27 protein-coding genes are annotated in these 24,691 nt (G+C 65.3%); 12 read left to right on the top strand and 15 right to left on the bottom strand.

What is annotated here, in order from left to right; translation table 11 throughout:
* The first annotated feature begins 49 nt into the window (after window positions 1–49).
* Together J3S28_RS24050 and J3S28_RS24055 are read left to right on the top strand one after the other, a co-directional pair.
* Entirely contained in the window at window positions 50–1,552 is a 1,503-nt protein-coding gene (locus J3S28_RS24050; RefSeq protein ID WP_237342060.1) for a glycerol-3-phosphate dehydrogenase/oxidase, read from the top strand.
* A gap of 46 nt (window positions 1,553–1,598) precedes the next feature.
* Window positions 1,599–2,765 carry an acyl-CoA dehydrogenase family protein gene (locus J3S28_RS24055; protein ID WP_207843482.1) on the top strand — a complete coding sequence of 389 codons (1,167 nt, stop codon included), beginning with the start codon at window positions 1,599–1,601 and terminating at the stop codon, window positions 2,763–2,765.
* Here J3S28_RS24055 and J3S28_RS24060 read toward each other — a convergent pair.
* Window positions 2,759–3,850 carry an aminotransferase class V-fold PLP-dependent enzyme gene (locus J3S28_RS24060; protein ID WP_207843483.1) on the bottom strand — a complete coding sequence of 364 codons (1,092 nt, stop codon included), beginning with the start codon at window positions 3,848–3,850 and terminating at the stop codon, window positions 2,759–2,761. The genes J3S28_RS24055 and J3S28_RS24060 overlap by 7 nt on opposite strands.
* Before the next feature lie 110 nt (window positions 3,851–3,960).
* Between J3S28_RS24060 and J3S28_RS24065 the strand changes: the two genes are divergently transcribed.
* Window positions 3,961–4,539: a hypothetical protein gene (locus J3S28_RS24065; RefSeq protein WP_207843484.1), complete on the top strand. Its 579-nt coding sequence runs from the start codon at window positions 3,961–3,963 to the stop codon at window positions 4,537–4,539.
* A 199-nt stretch (window positions 4,540–4,738) separates the two neighbouring features.
* Here the strand turns inward: J3S28_RS24065 and J3S28_RS24070 are convergent, their stop codons facing one another.
* The 3 genes from J3S28_RS24070 to J3S28_RS24080 are packed head-to-tail and all read right to left on the bottom strand — an operon-like array spanning window position 4,739 to window position 6,356.
* Window positions 4,739–5,551: a hypothetical protein gene (locus J3S28_RS24070; protein WP_207843485.1), complete on the bottom strand. Its 813-nt coding sequence runs from the start codon at window positions 5,549–5,551 to the stop codon at window positions 4,739–4,741.
* Window positions 5,548–5,964 carry a M78 family metallopeptidase domain-containing protein gene (locus J3S28_RS24075; RefSeq protein ID WP_084892657.1) on the bottom strand — a complete coding sequence of 139 codons (417 nt, stop codon included), beginning with the start codon at window positions 5,962–5,964 and terminating at the stop codon, window positions 5,548–5,550. The genes J3S28_RS24070 and J3S28_RS24075 overlap by 4 nt, the downstream gene beginning before the upstream one ends.
* Entirely contained in the window at window positions 5,961–6,356 is a 396-nt protein-coding gene (locus J3S28_RS24080; RefSeq protein ID WP_168176612.1) for a hypothetical protein, read from the bottom strand. Before J3S28_RS24080 ends, J3S28_RS24075 begins: the two co-directional genes overlap by 4 nt.
* A gap of 80 nt (window positions 6,357–6,436) precedes the next feature.
* Here J3S28_RS24080 and J3S28_RS24085 point away from each other — a divergent pair, with 80 nt between their 5' ends.
* Window positions 6,437–7,126 (top strand): EthD domain-containing protein, encoded by a 690-nt coding sequence (locus tag J3S28_RS24085; RefSeq protein WP_207843486.1) that lies wholly within the window; start codon window positions 6,437–6,439, stop codon window positions 7,124–7,126.
* 44 nt (window positions 7,127–7,170) lie between these two features.
* On the opposite strand, the gene J3S28_RS24090 is transcribed toward J3S28_RS24085, so the two are convergent.
* Together J3S28_RS24090 and J3S28_RS24095 are read right to left on the bottom strand one after the other, a co-directional pair.
* A complete protein-coding gene (locus tag J3S28_RS24090) occupies window positions 7,171–8,019 on the bottom strand; it encodes an LLM class flavin-dependent oxidoreductase (RefSeq protein ID WP_207843487.1) in 849 nt (282 codons plus the stop codon).
* Between the two features lie 32 nt (window positions 8,020–8,051).
* A complete protein-coding gene (locus tag J3S28_RS24095) occupies window positions 8,052–9,431 on the bottom strand; it encodes an MFS transporter (protein ID WP_237342036.1) in 1,380 nt (459 codons plus the stop codon).
* Between the two features lie 89 nt (window positions 9,432–9,520).
* Between J3S28_RS24095 and J3S28_RS24100 the strand changes: the two genes are divergently transcribed.
* From J3S28_RS24100 to J3S28_RS24110, 3 genes are all read left to right on the top strand, one after another.
* The gene (locus J3S28_RS24100) at window positions 9,521–10,096 is read left to right on the top strand and encodes a YqgE/AlgH family protein (protein WP_207843488.1); all 576 of its coding nucleotides are present in this window, start codon (window positions 9,521–9,523) and stop codon (window positions 10,094–10,096) included.
* 103 nt (window positions 10,097–10,199) lie between these two features.
* Window positions 10,200–12,233 (top strand): CocE/NonD family hydrolase, encoded by a 2,034-nt coding sequence (locus J3S28_RS24105; RefSeq protein ID WP_207843489.1) that lies wholly within the window; start codon window positions 10,200–10,202, stop codon window positions 12,231–12,233.
* Window positions 12,234–12,254: 21 nt separating this feature from the next.
* Entirely contained in the window at window positions 12,255–12,512 is a 258-nt protein-coding gene (locus tag J3S28_RS24110) for a DUF3072 domain-containing protein (RefSeq protein WP_207843490.1), read from the top strand.
* Window positions 12,513–12,516: 4 nt separating this feature from the next.
* Here J3S28_RS24110 and J3S28_RS24115 read toward each other — a convergent pair whose 3' ends face one another.
* The gene (locus J3S28_RS24115) at window positions 12,517–12,960 is read right to left on the bottom strand and encodes an SdpI family protein (RefSeq protein WP_207843491.1); all 444 of its coding nucleotides are present in this window, start codon (window positions 12,958–12,960) and stop codon (window positions 12,517–12,519) included.
* Window positions 12,961–13,043: 83 nt separating this feature from the next.
* Here J3S28_RS24115 and leuS point away from each other — a divergent pair, with 83 nt between their 5' ends.
* Entirely contained in the window at window positions 13,044–15,890 is a 2,847-nt protein-coding gene (leuS, locus tag J3S28_RS24120; RefSeq protein ID WP_207843492.1) for a leucine--tRNA ligase, read from the top strand.
* A gap of 13 nt (window positions 15,891–15,903) precedes the next feature.
* Here leuS and J3S28_RS24125 read toward each other — a convergent pair whose 3' ends face one another.
* The gene (locus tag J3S28_RS24125; protein WP_207843493.1) at window positions 15,904–16,344 is read right to left on the bottom strand and encodes an SRPBCC family protein; all 441 of its coding nucleotides are present in this window, start codon (window positions 16,342–16,344) and stop codon (window positions 15,904–15,906) included.
* 75 nt (window positions 16,345–16,419) lie between these two features.
* Between J3S28_RS24125 and J3S28_RS24130 the strand changes: the two genes are divergently transcribed.
* Entirely contained in the window at window positions 16,420–16,797 is a 378-nt protein-coding gene (locus J3S28_RS24130; RefSeq protein WP_207843494.1) for a hypothetical protein, read from the top strand.
* Between the two features lie 17 nt (window positions 16,798–16,814).
* Window positions 16,815–17,651, top strand: coding sequence for a DUF4436 family protein (locus tag J3S28_RS24135; RefSeq protein WP_207843495.1), 837 nt, complete (start codon window positions 16,815–16,817; stop codon window positions 17,649–17,651).
* 9 nt (window positions 17,652–17,660) lie between these two features.
* Here J3S28_RS24135 and J3S28_RS24140 read toward each other — a convergent pair whose 3' ends face one another.
* The 6 genes from J3S28_RS24140 to J3S28_RS24165 form a co-directional block, all read right to left on the bottom strand.
* Complete coding sequence (locus J3S28_RS24140) at window positions 17,661–17,987, bottom strand: TfoX/Sxy family protein (RefSeq protein ID WP_207843496.1); 327 nt, start codon at window positions 17,985–17,987, stop codon at window positions 17,661–17,663.
* A gap of 1 nt (window position 17,988) precedes the next feature.
* Window positions 17,989–18,375, bottom strand: coding sequence for a nitroreductase/quinone reductase family protein (locus tag J3S28_RS24145; protein ID WP_207843497.1), 387 nt, complete (start codon window positions 18,373–18,375; stop codon window positions 17,989–17,991).
* Window positions 18,375–18,587, bottom strand: coding sequence for a hypothetical protein (locus tag J3S28_RS24150; RefSeq protein ID WP_207843498.1), 213 nt, complete (start codon window positions 18,585–18,587; stop codon window positions 18,375–18,377). The genes J3S28_RS24145 and J3S28_RS24150 overlap by 1 nt, the downstream gene beginning before the upstream one ends.
* The gene (locus tag J3S28_RS24155) at window positions 18,587–18,835 is read right to left on the bottom strand and encodes a hypothetical protein (protein ID WP_207843499.1); all 249 of its coding nucleotides are present in this window, start codon (window positions 18,833–18,835) and stop codon (window positions 18,587–18,589) included. Before J3S28_RS24155 ends, J3S28_RS24150 begins: the two co-directional genes overlap by 1 nt.
* A 91-nt stretch (window positions 18,836–18,926) precedes the next feature.
* Window positions 18,927–21,251 (bottom strand): endopeptidase La, encoded by a 2,325-nt coding sequence (gene lon / locus J3S28_RS24160; protein WP_207843500.1) that lies wholly within the window; start codon window positions 21,249–21,251, stop codon window positions 18,927–18,929.
* A gap of 100 nt (window positions 21,252–21,351) precedes the next feature.
* Window positions 21,352–22,287 carry an SDR family oxidoreductase gene (locus J3S28_RS24165; protein ID WP_207843501.1) on the bottom strand — a complete coding sequence of 312 codons (936 nt, stop codon included), beginning with the start codon at window positions 22,285–22,287 and terminating at the stop codon, window positions 21,352–21,354.
* A 140-nt stretch (window positions 22,288–22,427) separates the two neighbouring features.
* Here J3S28_RS24165 and J3S28_RS24170 point away from each other — a divergent pair, with 140 nt between their 5' ends.
* Both J3S28_RS24170 and J3S28_RS24175 read left to right on the top strand, forming a co-directional pair.
* The gene (locus J3S28_RS24170; protein ID WP_207843502.1) at window positions 22,428–23,261 is read left to right on the top strand and encodes a helix-turn-helix transcriptional regulator; all 834 of its coding nucleotides are present in this window, start codon (window positions 22,428–22,430) and stop codon (window positions 23,259–23,261) included.
* Between the two features lie 40 nt (window positions 23,262–23,301).
* On the top strand, window positions 23,302–24,186 hold the full coding sequence (locus J3S28_RS24175) for an SCO6745 family protein (RefSeq protein WP_207843503.1): 885 nt from the start codon (window positions 23,302–23,304) through the stop codon (window positions 24,184–24,186).
* A 14-nt stretch (window positions 24,187–24,200) separates the two neighbouring features.
* Here J3S28_RS24175 and J3S28_RS24180 read toward each other — a convergent pair whose 3' ends face one another.
* Window positions 24,201–24,608, bottom strand: coding sequence for a hypothetical protein (locus J3S28_RS24180; protein WP_207843504.1), 408 nt, complete (start codon window positions 24,606–24,608; stop codon window positions 24,201–24,203).
* Window positions 24,609–24,691 lie beyond the last annotated feature (83 nt).

The following is a 24,691-nucleotide window of genomic DNA, read 5'->3' on the forward strand; positions in this document are numbered from 1 at the left end:
GGAGAATGACGCGGCCGGTGCGCTGAATGCGTCGCGACGCGGCCGGGAGATGGTCGAGTTGGCCTCTCGCACAGAGCCGTTGGACGTACTTGTGGTCGGCGGCGGGATCACCGGTGTCGGTGTCGCGCTCGACGCCGCCTCCCGGGGACTGTCGGTGGCACTGGTCGAGGCCCAGGATCTGGCATTCGGCACCAGCCGGTGGAGCAGCAAACTGGTGCACGGAGGCCTGCGCTACCTGGCCAGCGGCAACGTGGGGATCGCGCACGAGTCCGCGGTCGAGCGGCACCGGATCATGACCGACATCGCACCCCATCTGGTACGCCCGATGACACAGGTGCTGCCCGTCTTCGCAGACAGCCCGGTTCTGGGCAGGCTCGTGACCCGCGCCGGCATGTTCGCCGGAGACCTGTTGCGCCACAATGCGAAGACGTCGGCCGAGCTGCTTCCTCGGTCCCGGAAGGTCTCGGGGGAGGAGGCGGTCGAACTCGTTCCTGGTCTCCGCACCAGCGGTCTGCGCTCGGCCGTCCTGGCGGCCGACGGCCAGCTCGTCGACGACGCCCGGCTGGTGGTGGCGGTGGCCCGCACCGCTGCCGCACACGGGGCGACCATTCTCACGTACACCCGCGCCACCGAGGTGACCGGTGACGGCGCCATGCTGACAGATGTCAGGACCGGACGCCGTTTCGCCGCCCCGGCCCGGTCGGTGATCAACGCAACCGGGGTGTGGGCCGGGGAAGTCGACCGGTCGATCACGCTGCGCCCCAGTCGCGGAACACATCTCGTGGTCTCCGCTCAGGCGCTGGGGAATCCGACCGGCGCGTTGACCGTACCGATGGCAGACAGCATCAGCCGGTTCGTCTTCGCGTTGCCACAACAACTCGGCCGCGTGTTCATCGGACTGACCGACGAGGACGCGCCGGGACCGATACCCGATGAACCACGGCCCACCGAGGCCGAGATCGACATGCTCCTCGAGACGATCAACAAAGCACTGGCCAGGCCACTGGACCGGTCGGACATCCTCGGCGTCTTCTCAGGCCTGCGTCCGTTGGTGGACCAGGTCGGCGAAGGTGTCGAGATGAGCACCTCGGACCTGTCGCGCAAGCACCTCGTCTCGTACACCGGCGGCATGATCACCGTGGTCGGGGGCAAGCTCACGACATACCGGCAGATGGCCGAGCAGGCCGTGGACGCGGCCCTCACGCGGTCGGGAGTGCCTGCCGGACCGTGTATCACCGCGACCCTTCCCCTGATCGGTGCCTCCGGTGCCGCAGCCGATTCGGCGCTGCCGCGGTCGTTGATCGAGCGTTTCGGTGGGGAATCGGAGCACGTCCTGGATGTCGCCACCACCGACCGTCCGGCCGCACCCATCGCCCCCGGGATCGACGTCACACGTGCGGAGATCGAGTTCGCGATCACCCACGAGGGTGCATGCACGGTCTCGGACATCTTGGCCCGCCGTACGCGGATCGGCTTGGTGCCGGGCGACGCCGACCACGCGGCCGGAGCCGTCGCGGAGATCCTCGACGGTGCCGCCGAGACATCGGCCTGAGCAACGTCGGGTCGAACCGCCGCGCGTGCGGTTAGTGTGGGCTCTCATGAGTGAAGTCAGTGCCGACGATCTCGCCGACATCGTGGCCGCCACACGCAGCTTTGTCCGCGAGCAGGTGATCCCCCGTGAACAAGAGATCGCCGACGCCGATGCCATTCCCGACGATCTGCGCGAGGCGATCAAGGACATGGGCCTGTTCGGGTTCGCGATCCCGCAGCAATGGGGCGGTCTCGGACTGGACCTCGAGCAGGATGTGGCGCTGGCCCAGGAGCTCGGATACACCTCACTCGCCGTGCGGTCGATGTTCGGAACCAACAACGGCATCGCAGGCCAGGTCCTGGTCGAGTTCGGGACAGACGAGCAGAAGCAGCTGTGGTTGGCCCGGATAGCCTCGGGGGAGGTGGTCGCGTCGTTCGCGCTCACCGAGGACGGCGCGGGGTCCAACCCCGCGGGCCTGCGGACGAAAGCCGTTGCCGACAAGGATGACTGGATCATCAGCGGGTCCAAGCGCTACATCACGAACGCGCCGTCCGCGGACTTGTTCGTGGTCTTCGCCCGCTACCGCGACGCCGACTCCGGCGGGCCGGGCATCGCGGTCTTCCTCGTCCCCGCCGACGCGGAGGGGGTCGAGGTCGGCCCCAGGGACAAGAAGATGGGCCAGTCCGGATCACAGACGGCAGAGGTGTACTTCGACGAGGTGCGGGTGGACGGGTCCGCATTGGTGGGGGGCGACCCCGACGTGGGTTACCGGGCCGCGATGACCATCTTGGCCCGCGGCCGGATCCACATCGCCGCGGTCGCGGTCGGTCAGGCACAGCGTGCGCTGGACGAATCTGTCCGCCATGCGGCGCTGACGACACAGGGCGGCAAGGCAATCGGCGACTTCCAGCTCGTGCAGGCCATGCTCGCCGACCAGCAGACGGGGGTGATGGCCGGCCGGGCGCTGGTGGCCGAGGCCGCCCGGAAGTGGGTCGCCGACGAAGACAGGAGAATCGCTCCGTCAGTGGCGAAGGTCTTCTGTACCGAGATGCTCGGCAACGTCGCCGACCTGGCCGTGCAGATCCACGGCGGCGCGGGATACATGAACGGTGTTGTGGTGGAGAGGATCTACCGTGACGCGCGGCTACTGCGGCTCTACGAGGGCACCAGCGAGATCCAGCGGTTGATCATCGGTGGGGGACTGGTGCGGGCCGAGAAGAAACGCAATCAGTAACCCATCCCGCGCAATTCGTTGGCCAGCTGATCGAGGTGCGACCGCTGTACATCGAGGTGTGGACTGATCCTGAGCACCGTCTGTTCCGAACTCAGGGGCGCTCGCCAGGGATCGGCGCTGGTGACCAGGATGCCGATCGAGCGCAGCTTGTTGCGCGCCGCCAACACGTCACCGGCCTCCCAGCCAGGCGGCGGTGCCAGCGTGACGATCGCGGACGGCTCGTCGATGGGCTCGAGCACCTCCCAGCTGCCGATTCCGGTCAGCCGTTCCCTGGTGAACTGTCCGATCGTGGCGAGCTCGCGGTTGACCCGTGCGGGCCCGAAACTCTGCAGTTCCTGGATCGCGACGCCGAGCCCGAGCCGACCGGCGATGAAGGCCTCGGAGCTCTCGACCTCGACCGGGCGGACCGAATCGGCCCGCACAGCGAGGAAGCCGACGCCGCGGGGTCCGGCCAGCCATTTACGGCTGGTCCCGTAGACCACGTCGGCTCCTGATGCGCAGTCCCGCTGGCCCAGTGCCTGCGCGACGTCGACGACCACAGGAACACCCGCAGCGCGGGCGAGGTCGACGATCTTCGAGACCGGTTGCACCACACCGCTGTGCGACCCGATGTGGCAGATGTGGATGAAGTCGGGCTGCTCGAACTGCAGCATGTTCTCGAGCGCGTCGGTGTCGACGTGCCCGTAAACGTCCGCCGACGGGATCGTGTGCACCGCGTAACCGCGACGCTCGAACTCGTCGAGGTTGGGCCCGAACTCGTTCTTGGCGACCCAGACCGACGCGGAGATGGGGAGGTTCCAGTGGGTGAGCAGGGCTCGCAGCGCCGCCTTGGCGGACTCTCGAAAGGCGAGCTCGCTCGCCTGATGCCCGACCAGCTCGGCGATGTCGCGACGGCACCTGTCGAGCGATTCGGCGATCTGTTCCTCGGCGACATACGCACCGCGCTCGGCCTCGCGCCACAGGTGCGACGTGATGGTCTCGATCACCCGCTTCGACGAACGTGATGCCGACGCCGAGTCCAGGTGGATGCTCACCGGTTCGGTACGGGCGCGATGCCAGAGGTCACCGAGCTCGCTCACGTACATCCGTAGAACCTCCTGGGCTGGGGGACTCCGCCTAAGTGCTTGTCGGCTCTCACGCTACCGCTAAGACACCCGATGGAACCGAGACACCCGATGGCGCCGTCATATCCGTCATGGAGCCCACCATCGAGTACGTCTTCGGATCGGGGAACGGTACGACCCAATCGTGGATCTCGCCGCCGGATCTGACCCTCGGGCCGGGTGGTCTCGACGCGGTCCGGATCGACTTCGACGGCGACGGACGACTCGACGATGCGATGTGGGACCGCGACGCAGACGGGCGCGCCGACTGCAGCGTCCTGGATCTCGACGACGATGGTCGGCTCGACGCCTGGTTCACCGACGATGGTTCGGGGGTGTGGGGGCAGGAGATCGAGCAGGGAGAACAGGAGCAGCGCGACGGCGATCTCGGTTGGAGCGATCCGACGGGTGAGCAGCACACGAGTCCGGCCACGACGGATCTCCACGGATCCTGCGCGAGTGTGGACGTCGCGGGTGACAGCGGTACCGACGACAGGGTGTGCGATCGGGATTCCGATGGTCTCGCCGAGATCGTGTTGATGCGATCCGGTGGGCGGTTGTACCTCGACACCGACATGGACTCGCGGCTCGATCAGGTCCTCGTCGACACCGATCTCGATGGGACTGCCGACGTTGTCTACTCGGTGGGGCAGCCGGGGTTTGCACTGTGAGGATTCTCAGCGCGGAAGATTCTCAGCGCGGAGGATTCTCAGGGCGGTTGCCGCCCCTGTCGGCAGCCACCCTGGGAACCACCCCTCGCACCTCCATCGTGATCGTGAAGATCACGAAGCGAGGTAGGGCCCAGTCAACCACGAGGCCCTGGTCAGCGCAACACGTGCGACCTGCGGCGATGACGCCGGCTCGAGAGCGTCAGGCGGCTTCTTCGCCGGTGCTGCGGTGTCGCAGCCGCCGATCCTCCAGCGCGCGTGCGGTGCGATAGGTGCGGCCGGCTCGCCATACCCGGAATGCCGCCTCGAGTCCCAGCAGCAACGTCCCGACCATGCAGAAGCTGAGGGCAAGCAGCCCCAGGGTCACACTGATCGGACTGTTCTCGGCGACATGGATGTCTGCGGCCCAGACGAGGCCGGTCCCGATGATCTTCCACGCGGACCAGGCGACGGCGAAGATGCCGCCAACGCCGACGACGAACCGCAGTTTGCCCAGTTCGGACCGCACGACGGTCCAGGCGAGGAAGCCTGCCGGTAACCCGATCCAGATCGAGAAGACGGCCTCGTAGAGGACCACGTTGAAGACGTGCCCGTAGTCGGCGAGGAAGTCGGCGCTCGGAGGGAAACTCGAGTGCACCAACGTGAGATTGATGATCGCCACCGAGCCTGCAGCTCCGAGGACCAGCATCATCAGACGCTGGTGCAGATCGGGGTCGGTCCACTCGTCGCTGCCCGGATCGCGGCTCTTACGACGGATGGCCATCAGCGCACCCATCAGAGCGCAGCCGGCGATGACGGCCGACGTGGCGCCCCAGATGCGCTCAGAGGTGTTGAGAGGGTCGCGCACACCGCCGATGGGGATCAGGCTGATGTAGTTCTCGCCGGTAAGGGAGTAGAACGCCATGCACACGCCGAATGAGATGGTGGTCGCGTGGCGGTACCACCCGCCGCGCAGCGCCACCAGCGCCGCCAGGACCACTCCGGTCCAGGCAAGCGCGCCGAGCGCATCTCTCATGCCACGATGCCAACAGCTCCGAACGCAGCAGTCAAGGCACGGTTGTTACGAGGCTGGCTACCACGGCCTTCGGCGAGTGTGCCGACCGTCGTCGCGAACGCCTCGGACTGGGCCTCTCGCCGGGAGTTCTGATCGCAACCCTCATGACCGGCGAGCAGATGCCAGGCCTCGTGCGCCGCGATGTGGATGCTGTGGGCCTTGGAGACGTTCGCCGGGATGACGATGATGGCGGTACCGCGGCTGGTCCGCAGTGCGGCGCCGGTCACCTCACCCGAATTGAGACTGTCAGAAGTGATGCAACGGACCGGGCAGCCGAGTTCTTTGGCCAGCCGGATCTCGAACGCCTCCCACGACCAGTCGCCCTCGGGTGAGATGGCAGCGGCGAGCCGAAACATCTTCTGGCGGGTCATCATTGTCCGACGCTCTTCTCGGCCTCGAGTACCCGGCTCACCTCGCGGAGCAGGGTGACCAGTTCGGCCCGTCCGGTCGAGGACAATTGATCGGCACGCAGACCCGCAACCTGCAACCCGGTTTCCTCGATCGCCGCCTGGACCTCTTCACCAAGGGTCCGAGGACTCGACGAGAAGTGGTCTTTGGAGACACCGAAGAACGAGCAGATGGCGTCACGCACGGCGCCGTCCACCTTCATCACACGACCCTTGCGGATCCGCCACACGAATTGCCGATCGATGGTGCGGCCGGTTTCGGCCGTGACCCAGTCGGCGATCTCTGCGTTTGCCGTCCGAGAGCCACCGGGCCAGCGGGACGCACAGAGCCTATTGAGCTCGATTGCGAACTCAGACACCTCATCACGATTGCGCATGGGCACCATAGTGCCAGGTGAATAGCCGTTTTGTCGCTATGTCGGAGGCTAAGGTCACTCACGTGGAGAAGGTCATGCTCGCTGTAAGAGGTCCGGTGCCGACTGAGAAATGGTGCTCTGACCTGCGTAAACAAGGCTCCCAGATGGGTTTCGGTGGCGTCGCGATCAACGTTCGAGACAATCTGGTATCCGGTTCTAAAATGACGCTGACAACCCTGGATCCACCGATTGTCGCCGTGGTCAGCGTCTGGACGGAGCAACACTACGGGCAGCCGATCGCGGAACTCATCGACCTTATAGGCAGTTCATTTGGTCATGTTTCGGCGTATCTGGTGACGGAATCAGTACCGCTGCCCGTGCCCCGTGTCGACCCGGGGGAGCGCACCCCGGGGTTGTCGAACCTGGCCTTCATCCGCCGCCCCGTCGACCTCGACGAGGCGACATGGCGCAGGCGCTGGCACCTCGACCACACGCCGATCGCGATCGAGACCCAGGCGACGTTCGGCTACGTCCAGAACGCGGTCGTCCGGTCGCTGACACCGGATGCGCCGTCGGTGGACGCGATCGTCGAGGAGTTCTTCCCCATCGAGGCAGTGCACGATGTGCACGCCTTCTTCGGCGCCGCGGACGACGATGAACTGACCGACCGGATGACCCGGATGCTGGCGAGCACCGGCGCTTTCGGGGCGGATCAGAACATCGACACGGTGCCGACGAGTCACTACCTCTACCGGGATCCGTGTGCTCGTTGACCGGCCCCTCGCCGAAGGGACGGCGGTGGTCAGAAGGCGGGTGGTCAGAAGGTGGGTGGGCCGGCCTTGATGCGCTCGAGTTGGTACGCGATGGGATCGGCCGGCCGGGCCTCCCAGTCAGAATCGAGCCACCAGGTGATGCCGGCATCCGCGAGCTGCGCAGCCTTGCGACGTTCGCCGTCGCGATCGGAGAGATCGGACGTGCCCTCGAAGACAATGTCGTAGTTTCCCGTGAAACCGAGCTCCTCGCGCAGCCCACGGATCCCGGCCGCAACGCGCGCCCACTGCTCCACACCGACCGTGACCGGGCCGTCCGGCATCGAGCCGTCCGTGTTCCGGAAGTTCGGCAGCAGTCCGTCGCAGCGGGCCGCCCTCGCCATGGACTTGCGCGCACCCTGCAGCCCTACGCACCAGGTGGTGATCCGGGGCGTGGAGACGATGGGGTCGGGGAGTTCGAAATCGGTGGGTTGCACCTGGTAGTGCTTGCCCGAGTACTCAAATGGCTGTCCGGCCCAGAGCCCGAACAGTACGTCGAGACCCTCGTCGAACAATTCTGCACGGGTCTTGCGGCCCTGGTCGCGTTCGAACGCCAGCCAGCCGGGGTGCAGAGCGCCCATCCCGACGCCGAGGATCACCCGCCCGCCGCTGAGCCGATCGAGAGTTGCAGTGGTGGACGCCAGATCCCACGGTTTGCGCCGCGGCACAGGGGTCAACATCGTGCCGAGCCCGATGCGTTCGGTGCGCATCGCTGCCGCGGTCAGTGATATCCAGGGGTCGTTGCCCCAGAGGGCCTCCCAACCGAACACCGCATCCCAGCCCGCGTCTTCGGCCGCAACCGCCATCGTCGCGAAGTCGGCGGCATCACCCTTGGGAAAGACGATTCCGTACTTCATGGCGTCTCCTGAGTGGTGGGGGTTGGGGCCCGTCAGGTGCGGATCGGAGCCGCCGGGGCCTCGGGGACGGTCGCTTCCTCGCGATTATGGATCAGCCCTACGACAACGATGGCAATCGCGTAGATGGCTGCACCTGCGACGACGAGGCCCGGTGAGCGTCCGTCGTCGGCGATGGTCAACGCGCCCACGGTGATCGCCCCGACGAACGCAAAGTTGAACAGCGCGTCCTGGAAGGAGAACGCCTGGCCGCGCCGGGCATCCGCGACGTCCATCTGCATAGCGGCGTCGCCGCAGAGCTTGCACACCTGGCCGATCAATCCCAGCACTGCAGCGGCCACACAGATCACGATGCCGTTGAAGCTCCACAGGGTCAGCTGCGCGACGACTCCGACCGCCAATGCGGAGACAACCGCTCGTCTACGTCCGAACCGGGCGACGAGGAACGGGGTCAGCAGGGCCGCGAACAGCATCCCCACGGCGGTCATGGCTGCGACCAGACCGAATCCTGACAGACCTCCGCCGAGCGTCGAATTCTTGGTGAGGACCAGCAGCATCAGGGTGTTGAAGCCGAACACCAGTCGGTGCGCCCCGACCCCGGCGAGCGCGGCTGCGACGGGCGGCGCCTGCCATACGGCACGGGCTCCGTGTCCGAGGCCCACTGCGACCGCGCGCAAAGCGGATCCGCTCGGATGCTGCGGGGTGACCTTACCGACGACATCCGGATGGTCCGGACCGAGTTGCAGAGGTTCGAACCGGTGGGCGATCGCGGCGGCGGCCAACGCGACGACCACTGCGCCCATGACCGTCGCCGCGCTGCCGGAATTGTTCGACCCGAAGATCTCGCGCAACGTCAGGGCGCCGCCTGCACCGAGAGCCAGCGCGCCGGCCCCGATGGTGGTGAAAAAGGAGTTCATCCCGACGAGCAGATCGCGTTCGATGACATGCGGCAGGCCCGCGGACAGACCCGAGGCCACGAACCGGCTCGCGCCGGTGACGGCCAATGCCGCGATCAGGACGCCGGTGTCATCGGCGCCGGTCGCGATCACGAGGGCGACCAAGGAGACCAACACCGCACGCAACACGTTGGCCCAGACGAGGACCGTACGGCGATCCCAATGGTCGAGCAGGGCGCCGGCGAACGGACCGATCACCGAGTAGGGAAGCAGCAGTACCGCCATCCCTCCGGCCACGGCCATGGGATCGGCATGCCGCTCGGGGTTGAACAGAATCGCACCACCGAGCGCGGCCTGGAAGAGGCCATCGGTGAACTGACTGCCGAGACGCACCGAGAGCAACCGGAAAAGTCCAGGTGAGTGGCGAAACGACCGCACGAACTGCCGCAGCGGCAGGCGATGGCTACCGGAGCAGGAGGGCAGCCCAGAGGCCGCCGCGGTCGGTTCTATGTTCACCATCACCAGCGTACAAACCTTGCGGCCTCGGTGCGCCGCCGCGGGCGAAGTGCGCACGCGAAATTCGCCTCTCACCGTGACATGATGAAGCGATGTCACCCAGTTCAATCGAGGTGTCTGCAGGCAGCCTGCTCATGGCCTCGACGGATCTGGCCGAGCCGACCTTTCGGCGCACGGTGATCTACATCATCGAGCACAACGACGCGGGCAGTCTCGGCGTCGTCCTCAACCGGATGAGTCAGACGGCCGTCCACAACCTCTTGCCGGCGTGGACCGACACAGCCGCTCGGCCGAAGGCGATCTTCGTGGGTGGTCCGGTGAAGCAGGACTCGGCCCTGTGTCTGGGAGTGGTCCGGCCCGGGGTGAGCATCGGTCATCTGCCGGCCCTCCGCCACGTCGAGGGCCGGGTTGTACTCGTCGACCTGGACGCCGACGCCGAAGATCTGGCGGAGGCACTGTCGGGCGTGCGGATCTTCGCGGGGTACGCGGGCTGGGGGATCGGGCAACTGGGCGACGAATTGAGGACCGGTAGCTGGATCGTGGCGCCCTCGCTACCCGACGACGTCCTTGCCCCGGCGGAGATGGACCTGTGGTCGCAGGTGTTGCGCCGCCAGCCGTGGCCACTGCCGCTTCTCTCGACCCACCCGATAGAACTCGAGAGAAACTGACGTCCCGTTCACACCTTGTTGTGCGCCTGTTACTCTTCCTCAGCAGTTGTGAGCGTCGTCTCATCGGCGATGCTGGGGTCGGGGTGCATCAGAGGGGGAGCCGATGAGGCTTTCGGTTCGGTTCGTGGGGATTGTCGCAGGGGCAATGTCACTGGCGTTGACAGCGGGATTGATCAATCCTGTTGCCGCGGTGGCGGATCCGAGCGGCGGCGCGGACGGTCAGCGCTGGATCGCAGAGCATGACACCAATCTGCAGTACCCGGGAACCCACGTCCAGTGGGACGTCCCGATCACGATGAGCGACGGCACAGTGCTCAAGGCGAACATCTACCGGCCCGCTGATGCGGCCGGGCGCCCCGTCGACACCAAGACGCCGGTGATCCTCAATATGACGCCGTACACCAAGTTGGTCTCCGCGGTCGCCGAGGCAGCGCTGTCCAACCCGGTGCTCGGACCGCTGGCCATCCAACTCGCTGATCTGCTGAACTTCTCGGGCACCCCGATCGACGGTCTCGCCGATCTCATCCAGGCCCTCAAAGGCGGCGGTGTGCAGGCCTTCTCGGTGGACTCGAAGCTTGTCCGCTCCGGTTATACCCAGGTGGTCGTGGACGTTCGCGGCACCGGCTTCTCCCAAGGTGTCTGGGATGTCTTCCGGGCGCGGGAACAGCAGGACACCCTCGAGGTCATCGACTGGGCCGCGAAACAGAAATGGTCCGACGGCAAGCTGGGTATGAGCGGTATCTCCTACTCGGCGATCAACCAGATCCACGCGGCCAACAAGAACCCCGAAGCGCTCAAGGCGATCTTCCCGGTGGAGCCGGGTGGTGACCTGATCCGCGACATCGTCGCTCCCGGTGGCGCACTCGGTTTCGGATTCCTGCCGTTGTGGCTGACCCTGGTCAACGGGCTCAAGTTCGTGCCGGACGTGGGTTCGATGCTCGACGGCACCTTCGACTGGAAGTGGCTGTCGTCGCGTCTGTCCGATCCCGCGGTCTTCGCTCCGCAGCTACTCGACGCACTGCTCGCACCGAGCATCGAGGATCTGCCCCCGCGCACGATGAATCTGCTCGACGAGAGTTCGGCAGAACGCACGGGGTGGCAGGACTACGCCCAGAACATCAAGGTGCCGACGATGATCTACGGCGGCTGGCACGACCTGTTCACCAACAGTGAGTGGCGGATGTTCGACAACATCCCGCTCTCCGGCGGCAAGAAGCAACTGATCATGGGCCCGACGTACCACATCAATCCGGGGACGAGGTTCGGTGAGCCGGGCTATCCGCCTCGGCTGGATGTGCTGCAGCAGGCCTGGTTCGACAAGTGGCTCAAAGGCATCGACAACGGGATCGAGAACTACGGCCCTGCCACGCTGTACCAGCAGGGCAACGGGTGGATCACGGCCCCGGACTTCCCGCAGCCGGGGATGGAGAACCAGCGGTTGTACCTCTCCGACCGGCGCAGTGGCACCGCGCCGCACGCCGTGCGCGACGGTTCTCTGTCCACGGCGCCGCCCGTCAGCCGCGGCCGGTTGACGATCGCACCTGGCCTGACGACGCTCTGCTCTCGGGACGCCGCACAGCAGACCGCGGGAATCGTCGGGGTGTTCTCTTTCTGCGCCGATGATGCCCGGATCGCCGAGTCCAACGCGCTGACCTTCACCACGGCGCCGGTGACGACGGCGACGACGGTCAGCGGTCCGGTCAACCTGCACCTGAACACGGTCATGGACGCCACCGACGGCTACTGGACGGCGACGCTCAACGACGTGGCACCCGACGGCACCTCGACGGTGCTGACCTCGGGTCAGGTGATGGCGTCACTGCGCGCGCTCGATGAGGAGAAGACCGGCTACGCGCCGAACGGTGATGTGATCGACCCGGTGAACTCGCTGACCCTGGAGACCCGTCAGCCGGTGGTCCCCGGTCAGCCGGTGCAACTGGACGTCGGTCTGCTGGCCACGGATGCGCTGATCAAACCCGGGCATCGGCTGCGCGTCGACGTGTTCGCGATGAACTTCCCGAAGGGGCTGCCACTGCGGCCGCTCCTGAACGAGTCGGAACTCAAGCCCGAACACATCCAACTCGACCCGAACGCGCCGAGTTTCATCAATCTGCCCGTGTCGCGATTGGTTCCCTGAAGTTCTGGGTAGCCGAAGGACATGACATCGAACAAAGATTCGGAGAACAGCAGCTCAGCGGACGCCGATACGGGTGAGGTCTTAGGCGCAGGCGCGGGCAACACGACCGAAAAGGATCCTGACGACTGGGTGACCGGGGATGAGCCGATGACCGGGGCGCAGCGTAGTTACCTGGATACCTTGGCTCGCGACGCCGGCGAGACGATCACGGCCGACCTCACGAAAGCCGAGGCGTCCGAACACATCGAGCGACTGCGAAAGGCCACCAACAAAGAGTGACGCCTCAGGCCTTCGGGCCCGCGGCGCTGTCCTCGGTCACGCACATGCTCTGCAGAGAGCAACTGGTGCATCCTCCGGAGACGCCGCAGTCGGACGCCGGGTCGGGTGCGGCGGCCACTGCGGCACGGATGGCAAGGGATCCCACCACGCCGGCGATGCCGATGCCGACGGTGATGGCGGCAAGGGCGACGATCAGACCGCCGCCGCCGCCGAGCGCTGCCGCCAGGGCCGCGCCCATGGCCAGCACCACACCGGCGCAGATGACGCCGGGTCCCGCCACACGGTTGGCAAGGGCGAAGGCCTCATCGCTCTGCAGTGTTTCGGCCGACCGGACGCCGAGCCAGCGATTTCGCGGCAGCCGGGACAGGGTTCCGAGGACGCCTGCGGTCAGGCAGACCAGCGCCAGCACCAGCGCGAGAGCGGCGAATATCAGGGCAGCAACGGTCACCAGAACAGGATACGAGCCCGGTGCAAATCAGCACTGTGCAGGCCGCGGTGTGGGGCTCGCGAGCAACGCTTTACGCTGGTCAAGTGACTGGTTCGACGACTCCTGGCCCTGACGATTCCCCGCAGCACCGTTATACGGCGCAGCTCGCGGGGCAGATCGAGGAGCGCTGGCAGCGGAACTGGACCGAGCGGCGCACCTTCGAAGCACCCAACCCCGTCGGTGAGCTGGCCGGCGATCTCTCGGAGTTCGCCGGACCCGACGCCAAGCTGTTCGTCCAAGACATGTTCCCGTACCCGTCGGGCTCGGGCCTGCACGTCGGCCACCCGCTGGGCTTCATCGCCACGGACGTTTATGCGCGCTTTCACCGGATGAACGGCCACAACGTTCTGCACACGATGGGTTTCGACTCGTTCGGGCTGCCCGCCGAGCAGTACGCGGTACAGACGGGTACCCATCCGCGCACAACCACCGAGGCCAACATCGAGCGGTACTTGGAGCAGATCCGCCGCCTCGGCCTCGGACACGACGAGCGCCGGCGGGTGGCCACCACCGACGTCGAGTTCTATCACTGGACTCAGTGGATCTTCCTGCAGATCTACGACGCCTGGTACGACGCCGAGCAGGGCAAGGCCCGCCGCATCCCCGAGCTGATCACCGAACTCGATTCGGGAACAAGGACTCTGGCCGACGGCAGGGTCTGGGCAGATCTCGACCAGGCTGCACGCAATGACGTCATCGACGAGTACCGGCTCGTCTACCAGAGCGATTCCCTGGTCAACTGGTGCCCGGGGCTGGGTACCGTGCTGGCCAATGAAGAGGTCACCGCCGATGGTCGCAGCGACCGCGGCAACTTCCCGGTGTTCCGCAAGCACCTGCGGCAGTGGATGATGCGGATCACCGCCTACAGCGATCGGCTCCTCGACGACCTGGATCTGCTGGACTGGCCCGAGAAGGTCAAGACCATGCAGCGCAACTGGATCGGCCGATCTCGGGGCGCACAGGTCGCGTTCGATTCCCCGGCTGGACCCATCGAGGTCTTCACCACCCGTCCCGACACTTTGTTCGGTGCGACGTACATGGTGCTGGCTCCCGAACACGAGTTGGTCGACAAGCTCACGACTGCGGCGTGGCCCGACGACGTCGACTCACTGTGGACCTATGGCGCCGCGACACCCGCTGCCGCAGTGGCAAAGTACCGCGAGACCATCGCCGCCAAGTCGGACCTCGAGCGCCAAGAGAACAAAGAGAAGACCGGCGTCTTCACCGGGAGCTACGCGACGAACCCTGTGAACGGCGAGCAGGTTCCCGTGTTCATTGCCGACTACGTGCTCATCGGCTACGGCACGGGCGCGATCATGGCCGTGCCCGCTCATGACGGCCGCGACTACGAGTTCGCCACCGCCTTCAGGCTTCCGATCATCGAGGTGATCGGATCCGAGCAGGGCGTCGCCGAGCAGGCGTACGCGGGTGACGGGCCCTTGGTGAACTCCGGATTCTTGACCGGCAAGTCCGTCGACGACGCCAAGGTCGCGATCATCGAGAAGCTGGAAGCAGACGGCTCCGGCCGCGGCACGATCCAGTACAAACTGCGCGATTGGTTGTTCGCGCGGCAACGGTACTGGGGCGAGCCGTTCCCCATCGTCTATGACGCTGCGGGAGCGCCACATTCGATCCCGGACTCGATGCTGCCGGTGGAGCTGCCGGACGTCGTCGACTACGCACCGATCTCGTTCGACCCCGACGATGCAGACAGTGAGCCCTCACCGCCGCTGGCGAAGGCGACCGACTGGGTCAACGTCGAACTCGACCTGGGCGACGGGCTCAAGGACTACACCCGCGACACCAACGTGATGCCTCAGTGGGCAGGCAGCTCCTGGTACCAGCTGCGGTACATCGACCCTGAGAACTCGAAGGAGTTGTGCGCCAAGGAGAACGAGGCGTACTGGATGGGTCCGCGTCCGGAGTTGCACGGCCCGACCGATCCCGGTGGTCTCGATCTCTATGTCGGTGGTGTCGAGCACGCGGTGCTGCATCTGCTCTATTCACGGTTCTGGCACAAGGTGCTCTTCGATCTCGGTCACGTGTCCTCGGCGGAGCCATACCGCCGGCTCTACAACCAGGGCATGATCCAGGCGTACGCGTTCACCGATTCGCGAGGCATCTACGTTCCCGCCGAAGAGGTCGTCGAAGAAGATGGAAAGTTCTTCTACGAGGGCAAAGAAGTCAATCGCGAATACGGGAAGATGGGCAAGTCGCTCAAGAACTCCGTTGCGCCCGACGACATCTGCCGCGATTACGGCGCCGACACCCTGCGGGTGTACGAGATGTCGATGGGCCCGCTGGACACCTCACGGGCCTGGGCGACCAAGGATGTCGTCGGAGCCCAGCGGTTCCTGCAGCGAGCGTGGCGGCTGGTGGTCGACGAGGAGACCGGCGCGACCCGGGTCACCGAGGATGCGCTGACCGATGACACGAACCGATTGCTGCACAAGACGATCGCCGGAGTGCGTGAGGACTACAGCAATCTTCGCGACAACACCGCCGTCGCCAAGTTGATCGAGCTGACCAATCACCTGACCAAGCAGTATCCTGCAGGTGCACCGCGAGATGCGGTGCAGCCGTTGGTGTTGATGCTGGCGCCGGTCGCTCCGCACGCGGCGGAGGAACTGTGGGAGCGGTTGGGCGGCACGGAGTCTCTGGCGCATGGACCGTTCCCGACCCCGGACCCGGTCTGGCTCGTCGACGACACCGTCGAGTATGCGATTCAGGTGAAGGGAAAGGTCAAGAGCCGGATCACGGTTGCCGCCGATGCCGATGAGGCAACGGTTCGCGCCGCTGCGCTCGCCGACCCAAAGATCGTCGAGCTCCTCGACGGCGAACCCCGCAAGGTCATCGTCGTACTCGGACGAATGGTGAACATCGTCCCCTGACCACCATCTCCGGTCAGGCGGGCGCGTCCAGTTTGGCTTTGAGCGAAGAATCGGTGTGCTTGATGACCTGTCCTGCAAAAGGTTCGATCATCGCACCCAAAGCGCGCCCGGCGATGCCGCCGGGAAGCTCGTAAGAGAATTCCACGGACACGTTCGTCCCGCTGTCGGTATCGGCGAATCGCCAGACGGTTGCCGCGGTGAATCCCTTGATCGATTCGAGACGGATCAACTCGTTCTCGATGAACTCGGTGACCTCGACCGTGGCGGACAACGCCTTCGGACCCACGTTCATGACGACGTCGAAGGATGAGCCGAGTCCATAGGTGACCTCGGAGACCGGGTCGAACTTCTTCACCCCGAACATCCAGTCCGGGACGTGCTCGTGGTCGTTGACGTAGGCGAACGCGCGTTCTCGCGGCGCGCTGACCTGCGAACTGTGTCGAACTGTTCCCATGCTCGATCTTCCCCTTGTATGTAGTACCTGGCGAGTAACCTACCCAGGCATGAGGGCAGCGCGGGGAGGAATCTGATGACATCTCGGCAGCGGCTCGGTGGCGGGGTAGGACTCGTTGCGGCCACAGTCCTTGCACTGACGGCAGCTGGGACTGCGGGCGCGGCGCCATGGGGGAGCGCGGGGGTGCCCGATGTAGGGATCGAACGTGCGTCGGGCGTGGGAATGGACGCCTGCGCTGTGCGGGTGACCAACCACGGCGATCACGTCGCCAGAGATGTCACGGTGCACGTCCAGCCCGGACTGTGGCCGTACACCTTCGGCACTCTCGAGCCAGGGGAGTCGTCCGTCGCCACTGCCTTCGCCTGCGGCTTCTCTCCGATCCTCCTGCATGTGGTCACCACATCGAACGGTGATGGGAACTGGACAGACAACGTCCTCTATTTCGAGCTCTAGCCCGATACACTCGCCGGATGGTGGAGACCGGTAAACGACCAACGTGGATAAAGGGTCTGGCGATTGTCGTCGGTCTCGTGATCGTGTACATCGCTGTGCTGGTGGCCTACGCCGCGGGCAACACCGATGACGATTCGGATTCGCGTGAACCGGCAGCGAACGGGGTGCTGATCTACCTGGACATCGATGCCGTGAACGGTGCCGACTTCTCGCTGGGCGGTCATGTTTCCGTCTATCCAGGTCCCGATCTGCTCGATGCGAGGGGCGACCTCAAAGAGGACCTGATGATTGATGTCTCGCCGATGGTCTCCGCCGCGAACATCGAGTTCTCGCGCGGGTCGCGGCCGGGCACACTGCCGGTGACGTTGTACAGCGACGGTGACATCCGGCACTGGCCCTTCGACAGCTACACATCGGAGTCGGTTGCCGTCCAGGCCTACGGCCCGAATGACGCGGCGCTGCCCACCGAGGTCGCGATCACCGATTCGCTCATCGGCTGGGACGTCGAAGCCGGCGACACCGACCCGACCGAGGGGCAGGCGTTCACGATCACCTCGGCGAGGACTGCCGGTTCTCTGACGTTCGACCTCGCGTTGTGCGTGATGCTCGTCATCCTGCCGATCTGCACCCTCTTCGTGTCGATCCAGACCGTACGTCGCCGCAAGGCATTTCAGCCTCCGATGGTCACATGGTTCGCGGTGATGCTGTTCGCTGTGCTGCCCCTGCGGAACATCTTCCCCGGCACACCGCCGTTCGGATCGTGGGTCGACTACTCCGTGGTGCTCTGGGTCCTCGCCGGTCTGGTCGCGTCGCTGACGCTGTACGTGATTGCCTGGTGGAAACAGGCTCCCTGACCTCCGATCTCACCGAGCCGAGCGGGCCTGTTCTACTCCGCGCGCGACCCACGTCTGCAGCTGTCGTTTGGTCTTGAGACCGCCGGCGTCGACCCGAAGCCATCCGTGGGTCTCTTTGTTGCGCATGATCATCGGTGACACGAACTTGCCCTTGAGCAGTGCGTCGCGCTCATCGCGGTCCACCCGGACCATGAGTCCGCCTTGACCGCTGGCGGCGACGGCCATGTGCCCATTGATCAGGAACGCCAGCCCGCCGAACATCCGCTTCTCGGACACCCCGGGCTCGGGGCCGATCAGTTCGCGGATCCGGTGGGCGAGATCGTCATCGTAGGCCATGTCAGTCCAGATCGACGCGGACGGTCAGCAGGTTCGTACCAAACGTCCGGACGCCGAAACTGTTGAGGGCGGGAAGGCTCTTGAGGCGAGCGGCGGCGTCGTCGTCGGGAAGCAGATGAGCGGTTCCGTTGTGCCACTTGCCCCGCAGACGGACTCGAACGCGCGGGTCCGACTTGATGTTCTTGATGTACTGCGAGTGCTCACCGAACTCGGAAACCAGCCAGAATTGGTTGCCGACCCGGCGCCCTCCGAGCGCCGTGCGGCGCGGTTCTCCAGACTTCCGGCCGGTGGTCTCCAGAAGCGTCTGGAAGGGGAACAGTTTGGTGACCGGGTTGGCCACCCGCTTCTGGAAGAAGACGGTGAGACGGTCTCGACGATCGTGCGTCATCAGCAGGACTCCGTGGTCGGGGTTGTACTCGATTTCTGTCCGAGAATCACGAACGCGTAGTCGGCGAGCCTGTGCACGACCGTGACTGTCAATGCCACGAGCAGGATACCGAAGAACCCGTTGATAGTGATCTCATCGCCGAACATGAGGTCGATCGCCCAGATGAACACAAACTTCGACAAGAACATGACGAGCCACACGCAGAAGAACATCAGAAGTTGATTGGCCAATCCCGAGCGCCGTCTGAGATGGTCGACAATCCGGCCTTTGACGAAGAACGCTCCAACGTCAGTATCTCCAGAACTATGGCTGCAAAGAAGATCGTGGAGAAGCTGGTCGCGTAGACGAGCGATGTGTAGTCGTTGAAGAAACCAAGGACCACCGCATAAATGAGCGCGCCGACGAACAGCTCTTTGAAGGCCAGTTGCTTGGAGTTGAAAGGACGATCCTCGCTGGTCATCGGGTGATCCTAACCAGACCGGCCTTCGGGCGGTGATCAGCGACAAGCCCACTCGCCGGCAGCGAGTGGGCTTGTCCAGATCGTCGTGGTGTCAGGCCGCAGCAGTGGCGTTCTGTTCGATCGGCTCCAGCGCCTGGGCGATGATGTCGGCGACGTCGGTCATCGGATGCACGGTCAGTGCTTCGAGGACCTCGGCCGGTACGTCGTCAAGATCGGGCTCGTTGCGTGCCGGGATGAACACGGTCGTCATTCCGGACCGCGCCGCGGCGAGCAACTTCTGCTTCACGCCACCGATCGGCAGCACGCGGCCGTTCAGGGTGACCTCGCCGGTCATCGCGACGTCTGCGCGAACCTTACGTCCGGTCGCCATCGAGACCAGCGCGGTAACCATGGTGACACCCGCGGACGGTCCGTCCTTGGGAGTGGCACCCGCCGGCACGTGGACATGGATGCTCCGGTCGAGACTCTTCGGGTCGATGCCGAAATCGGCTGCGTGCGAGCGCACATAGCTCAGTGCGATCTGCGCCGACTCCTTCATCACGTCGCCGAGCTGTCCTGTGAGGACCAGGCCCTCTCCGTCGGTGGATCCGGCTTCGATGTAGAGCACATCGCCGCCGAGTCCGGTGACCGCGAGTCCGGTGGCCACGCCCGGCACTGCCGTCCGCTCCTCCGAATCCGGGGTGAACCGGGGCTTGCCGAGGTAGCCGACCAGATCGGGCTCGTCGACGGTGATCTTGGTTCCGTCAGACGAATCACTCAGGGCAGTGGTCACTTTGCGCATCAGTTTCGCGAGGAATCGCTCGAACTGACGAACGCCGGGTTCCCGGGTGTAGTCCGCGGCGATCTTGCGGAGGGCCTCGTCGGTGACATCGACCTCGTCGTCGGTGATCGCTGCGCGCTCCTGCTGACGGGGCAGCAGGTAGTCGCGGGCGATGACCACCTTGTCGTCTTCGGTGTAGCCGTCGATGGTGACGAGCTCCATGCGGTCGAGCAAGGCCGACGGGATCTGTTCGATCACGTTGGCTGTCGCGAGGAAGACCACGTCGGACAGGTCGAGATCCAGATCGAGGTAGTGATCGCGGAACGTGTGGTTCTGCGCCGGATCCAGGACCTCGAGCAGTGCCGCGCTGGGGTCGCCCCGATAGTCGGCGCCGACCTTGTCGATCTCATCCAGCAGCACAACGGGATTCATCGAGCCCGCCTCGCCGATCGCCCGGACGATACGGCCCGGCAGCGCGCCGACGTAGGTACGCCGGTGACCGCGGATCTCGGCCTCGTCGCGCACGCCGCCGAGTGCGACGCGGACGAACTTGCGGCCCAGGGCCCGAGCGACGCTCTCGCCCAAAGAGGTTTTGCCGACGCCCGGAGGACCGGCCAGCACCATGACGGCACCCGAGCCACGTCCGCCGACGACTTGCAGGCCTCGCTCGGCCCGACGGGCTCGGACGGCGAGGTACTCGACGATGCGATCTTTCACGTCATCCAGACCGTGGTGATCGGCATCGAGGATCGCGCGGGCACCCTTGATGTCGGTGGAGTCGGTGGTGGTGACGTTCCACGGCAGATCGAGGACAGTGTCCAACCACGTTCGGATCCAGCCGCTTTCGGGGCTCTGGTCGCTGGCCCGCTCCAGCTTGCCGACCTCACGCATCGCGGCTTCGCGGACGTTGTCGGGAAGTTCCGCCGATTCGACCCGGGCTCGATAATCGTCGCTCCCGTCGGGCTCGTCCTCGCCGAGTTCCTTGCGGATGGCAGCGAGTTGCTGACGCAGCAGGAATTCCTTCTGCGTCTTCTCCATGCCGTCGCGGACGTCTCCGGCGATCTTGTCGTTGACCTCGACCTCGGCGAGATGGTCACGGGTCCAGGTGATCAGGGTGCGCAGACGCTCACCCACATCGGGGGTTTCGAGCATTTCGCGCTTCTGTACGTCCGTGAGGTACGAGGCGTAGCCGGCGGTGTCGGCCAGGGCCGAGGGGTCGCTCAGTTTGTTCACCGAATCGATGACCTGCCAGGCCTCGCGGCGCTGCAACATGGCGAGCACCAGTTGCTTGTATTCGGCGGCTAGTTCACGGACGTCGTTGGTGACATCGGGCTCTTCGACGGGCTCGACCTCGACCCACAGCGCAGCGCCGGGGCCGGTGGTTCCGGAGCCGATGTGCGCGCGAGATTCGCCCTTGAGCACAGCGCCCGACTGGCCACCGGCCATGCGGCCCAGCTGCACGATCGAGGCGACGACGCCGTAGGCGGGGTAACGGTCGTCCAGGCGTGGAGCGACCAGTAGTTTGCCGGCATCGGATGCTTTCGCAGCGTCGACGGCAGCGCGTGCGGCGTCATCCAGCTCGACCGGGACCACCATGCCGGGAAGCAGGACGGGATCGGTCAGGAACAACACCGGCAACCGTTTGAGTTCGGTCATGTTTCCTCCAAAGTTAAGTACGTTTGGCTCAACTTCTGGAATAGAAGCTTTGTTCCGCTCGGTAGCCCTGTTCATCGAGGGCGAACATGTAGTCGGAGATCTACCAGGTGAATGGTGTCGTGAGCCCTTCAGAGACCCGCCAGATCCGCGCCGCCTCGGTGTCGCGAAGCCGCGAGTAGAGCTTTTGCTCTCCGGGGCCGCCTCCGACATGCCCGATCCCGCGTGGTCCGTAGAACTTTCCCCGCTCGGCATCGGGAGAGGTCGCGGCGAACAGCGCCGGCAGCTGGGCTGTGTCGACCGTGCCGACCAGAATGCGCCGATCGGAGAGGACCCGGATGACCCTCCGGCCGACTGTTTCCTTGTCGCGGCCGAGTTCTGCGCGCGCGGCGAGGAGATTTGTGGGAGCGATTCCCGGATGTGCGAGGTTGCTGGTGATGTTCCAGCCGTTCGCTTGACTCCGCCGGTCGAGTTCCAGGCCGAACAGCCCGAACGCGATCTTCGATTGGCTGTAGGCCTTCATGCCGTCGTACGAGTGTTCCCACTGCAGGTCGTCCCAGTTGATGGACCCGCTGTTCGCCGCGATGCTGATCTGCGACGTCACCCGCGCCTGGCCGTCGATCAGGAGCGGCAGCAGGTGGGCGGCGAGTGCAAAGTGGCCGAGATGGTTGGTTCCGAACTGGAGCTCGAACCCGTCAGCGGTGGTCTGGCGGTCGGGTGGGGTCATGACGCCTGCATTGTTCACGAGGATATGGATCGGCCGATCCTCCGCCCGCAAGGTCTTGCCGAGAGCTGCGACGGATGCGAGCGATGACAGGTCGAGCTCACGCAGCGAAACGTGCGCAGTGGGGTGCTTCTGAAGAATCGTGGCGATCGCCGCCTCGCCCTTGCGTTGATCACGCACGGGCAGAAGCACTTCGGCACCGGCCGCGGCGAGTCTGGAGGCGATGCCGAGCCCGATACCGTCGCTGGCTCCGGTGACGACGGCGCGTTGGCCGGACAGGTCGGGGATGGTGATCTCGATGGGTGTGCGTGGCATGTGTCTCTCCTGGACGTCTGGTGGTGCCTTCACATTCGCCCACCACGGGCGACGTGGGCAGGGCTCGCTTATCCGCTGATCGGCAGGCCGTGGATAAGCGGCGGCGGGCACGATAGGAAGAGACGAACCCAGGAGGCGACATGGTCATCGACCGGACCGGACTTGCGGACTTCTTGCGTCGCCGCAGGGAGGCGCTCCAGCCCGAGGACGTAGGCCTTCCGCGCGGTTCACGCCGTAGGACCAGTGGACTGCGGCGAGAAGAAGTGGCGTCGCTCTGCCACATGTCGACCGACTACTACGCGCGCATCGAGCGTGAGACCGGACCGCAGCCGTCCGAGCAGATGATCGCCGCCATCGCGCAGGGCCTTCACCTCTCGGTCGACGAGCGTGACCACCTGTTCCGGCTCGCCGGACATCACCCACCGACTCGGGGTCCCGCCAGTGAGCACATCAACCCCGGTCTGCAACGCATCCTCGACCGCCTGCACGACACCCCCGCAGAGATAGTCACCGAACTCGGCGAGACATTGCGGCAGACCGCGCTCGGCGTTGCCCTCACCGGTGACCAAACGGCCTATAGCGGCCCGGCCCGCAGCATCGGGTATCGCTGGTTCACCGATCCCGGGAGTCGTTCGCTCTACGCGCCCGAAGAGCATCCGTTCCTCACCCGTATGTGGGTGTCCGGCCTCCGTGGGGTGGTGACCCTCCGCGGCCCCGACTCGTATGCCGCTCACCTCGCCGACTTGTTACTCGCCCAGAGCGACGAGTTCCGCCAGGTCTGGGACACACATGAGGTCGGAATCAGACCACACGAGGTGAAGAAGTTCATGCATCCCGAACTCGGCGCGCTGGAGTTGACCTGCCAGACACTTCTCGATCCAGTGCAGTCGCATGCGCTATTGGTCTACACGGCAGTCCCCGGAACCGAGAGCCACGAAAAGCTGCAGCTGCTCTCACTGGTCGGAACCCGGTGATCCGCTCAGGTGAGCCGGTCGGGTCCGGTAGGAAGAACGGATGACATTCAAGTACTCGGCATCCGACCGGGCCCTCGCCCGTGCGGCGTACGAGACCCTCGAGCCGTTTCACGTCCTCGCCTACTTCAGCCCTGAGATCAAGGGCGCCTGCGCCGATACCGGATTGGACTTCCACGGCTGGTACGTAGGTGCCCGAGGGGCGCCGCTGGGACCGTGTGACGCGTCGGTCGTCGCAGCAGCGTTCTTCAACTTCAGTCCCGCTGTCGTCATGCCAGGCTGGGATGCCGCGAAGGCGGTCGGTCTCGACGTGGTCGACGCCCGCCGCTACCAGATGCTCGACGAGACCCTTCGTCCGATACTCGGCGACCGGATCGGTGACCCGCTCCTCGATGAGCTGGCCGATCGCTACGCCGAAAAGGCTGCGACTCTGCCCATGGGTGGACGGCCACTGGCCGCGGCGTGGGCGTCGTCGACGCCACCGACCCAGTCGCATGTGCGGTTGTGGCACTCGATCGCGATCATCCGTGAGTGGCGTGGGGACGCGCACATCGCGGCATTGGTGACCGCGGGTCTGGATCGGCTCGAGGCGTTGGTGTTGCACGAGTCGCCGCACCCTGATCCGACCTTGCGGCGTCGCACGCTCGGTAAGAAGCTGGTGATGATCACTCGCGGCTGGAGCGAAGAGGACTGGGACGCTGCCGTCGATCGCCTCGTCGGACGAGGTCTGCTCGAACGGACGGACAGCGGGGAGGCGATGACGGCCGCGGGCGGCGAACTGTACGACCACATCGAAGAACTCACCGACGACGCCGCGGCAGGCGCGTGGGCCGGTGATCCGAAGTCGGAGGAAATACTCTCTGCCACCAAGCCTTTCGTGAAGGCGGTCATCGACTCGGGTGTGCTTCCTGGTACCAAGAAGAAGTAGACCGGGGTTCCCGGTCAGTCGACAGCTTCGATCCGCACATCCAGGTCGACTCGCGGGACGTCGTACTGGTGAACGATGTGAACACAGATCCCGGTCTCGCAGTCGAGTCGAACCAGCGCCGGTGGTGCGATCACCCACTCATCGGTGGTGTCATCGAAGTGACCGTCCAGTAGGGGGCAGCACGAGCACCGCGGATCGTAGGCAGTCGTCGATCGCGCAGTGGCCTGCCAGCTTTCGCGTCCGTGATGATCGACGATGCTGATGTCGGTGAGCACCACCGACGGCGCGGACACATCGTCGATGACGTTGGAGTGCGCGCTGCCAGCAAACTCTGCCGGATCAAGCATCGCCACCCAGTGATAGTTCTCGAAGAAGGTGCCGTGTCCGTAGTCAATGCGCGGATCCTTCGGGCGAGCGATCACCAGACCATCGTCATCGACGGTGGGGGCTGTTGCGGTCGGCCACAAACCCTCGACGGGTAGCCATGGACCATTTCCGCGGCGGT

The sequence above is a fragment of the Williamsia soli genome, from assembly GCF_017377795.1.
GTDB classification, from domain to species: Bacteria; Actinomycetota; Actinomycetes; order Mycobacteriales; family Mycobacteriaceae; genus Williamsia; species Williamsia soli.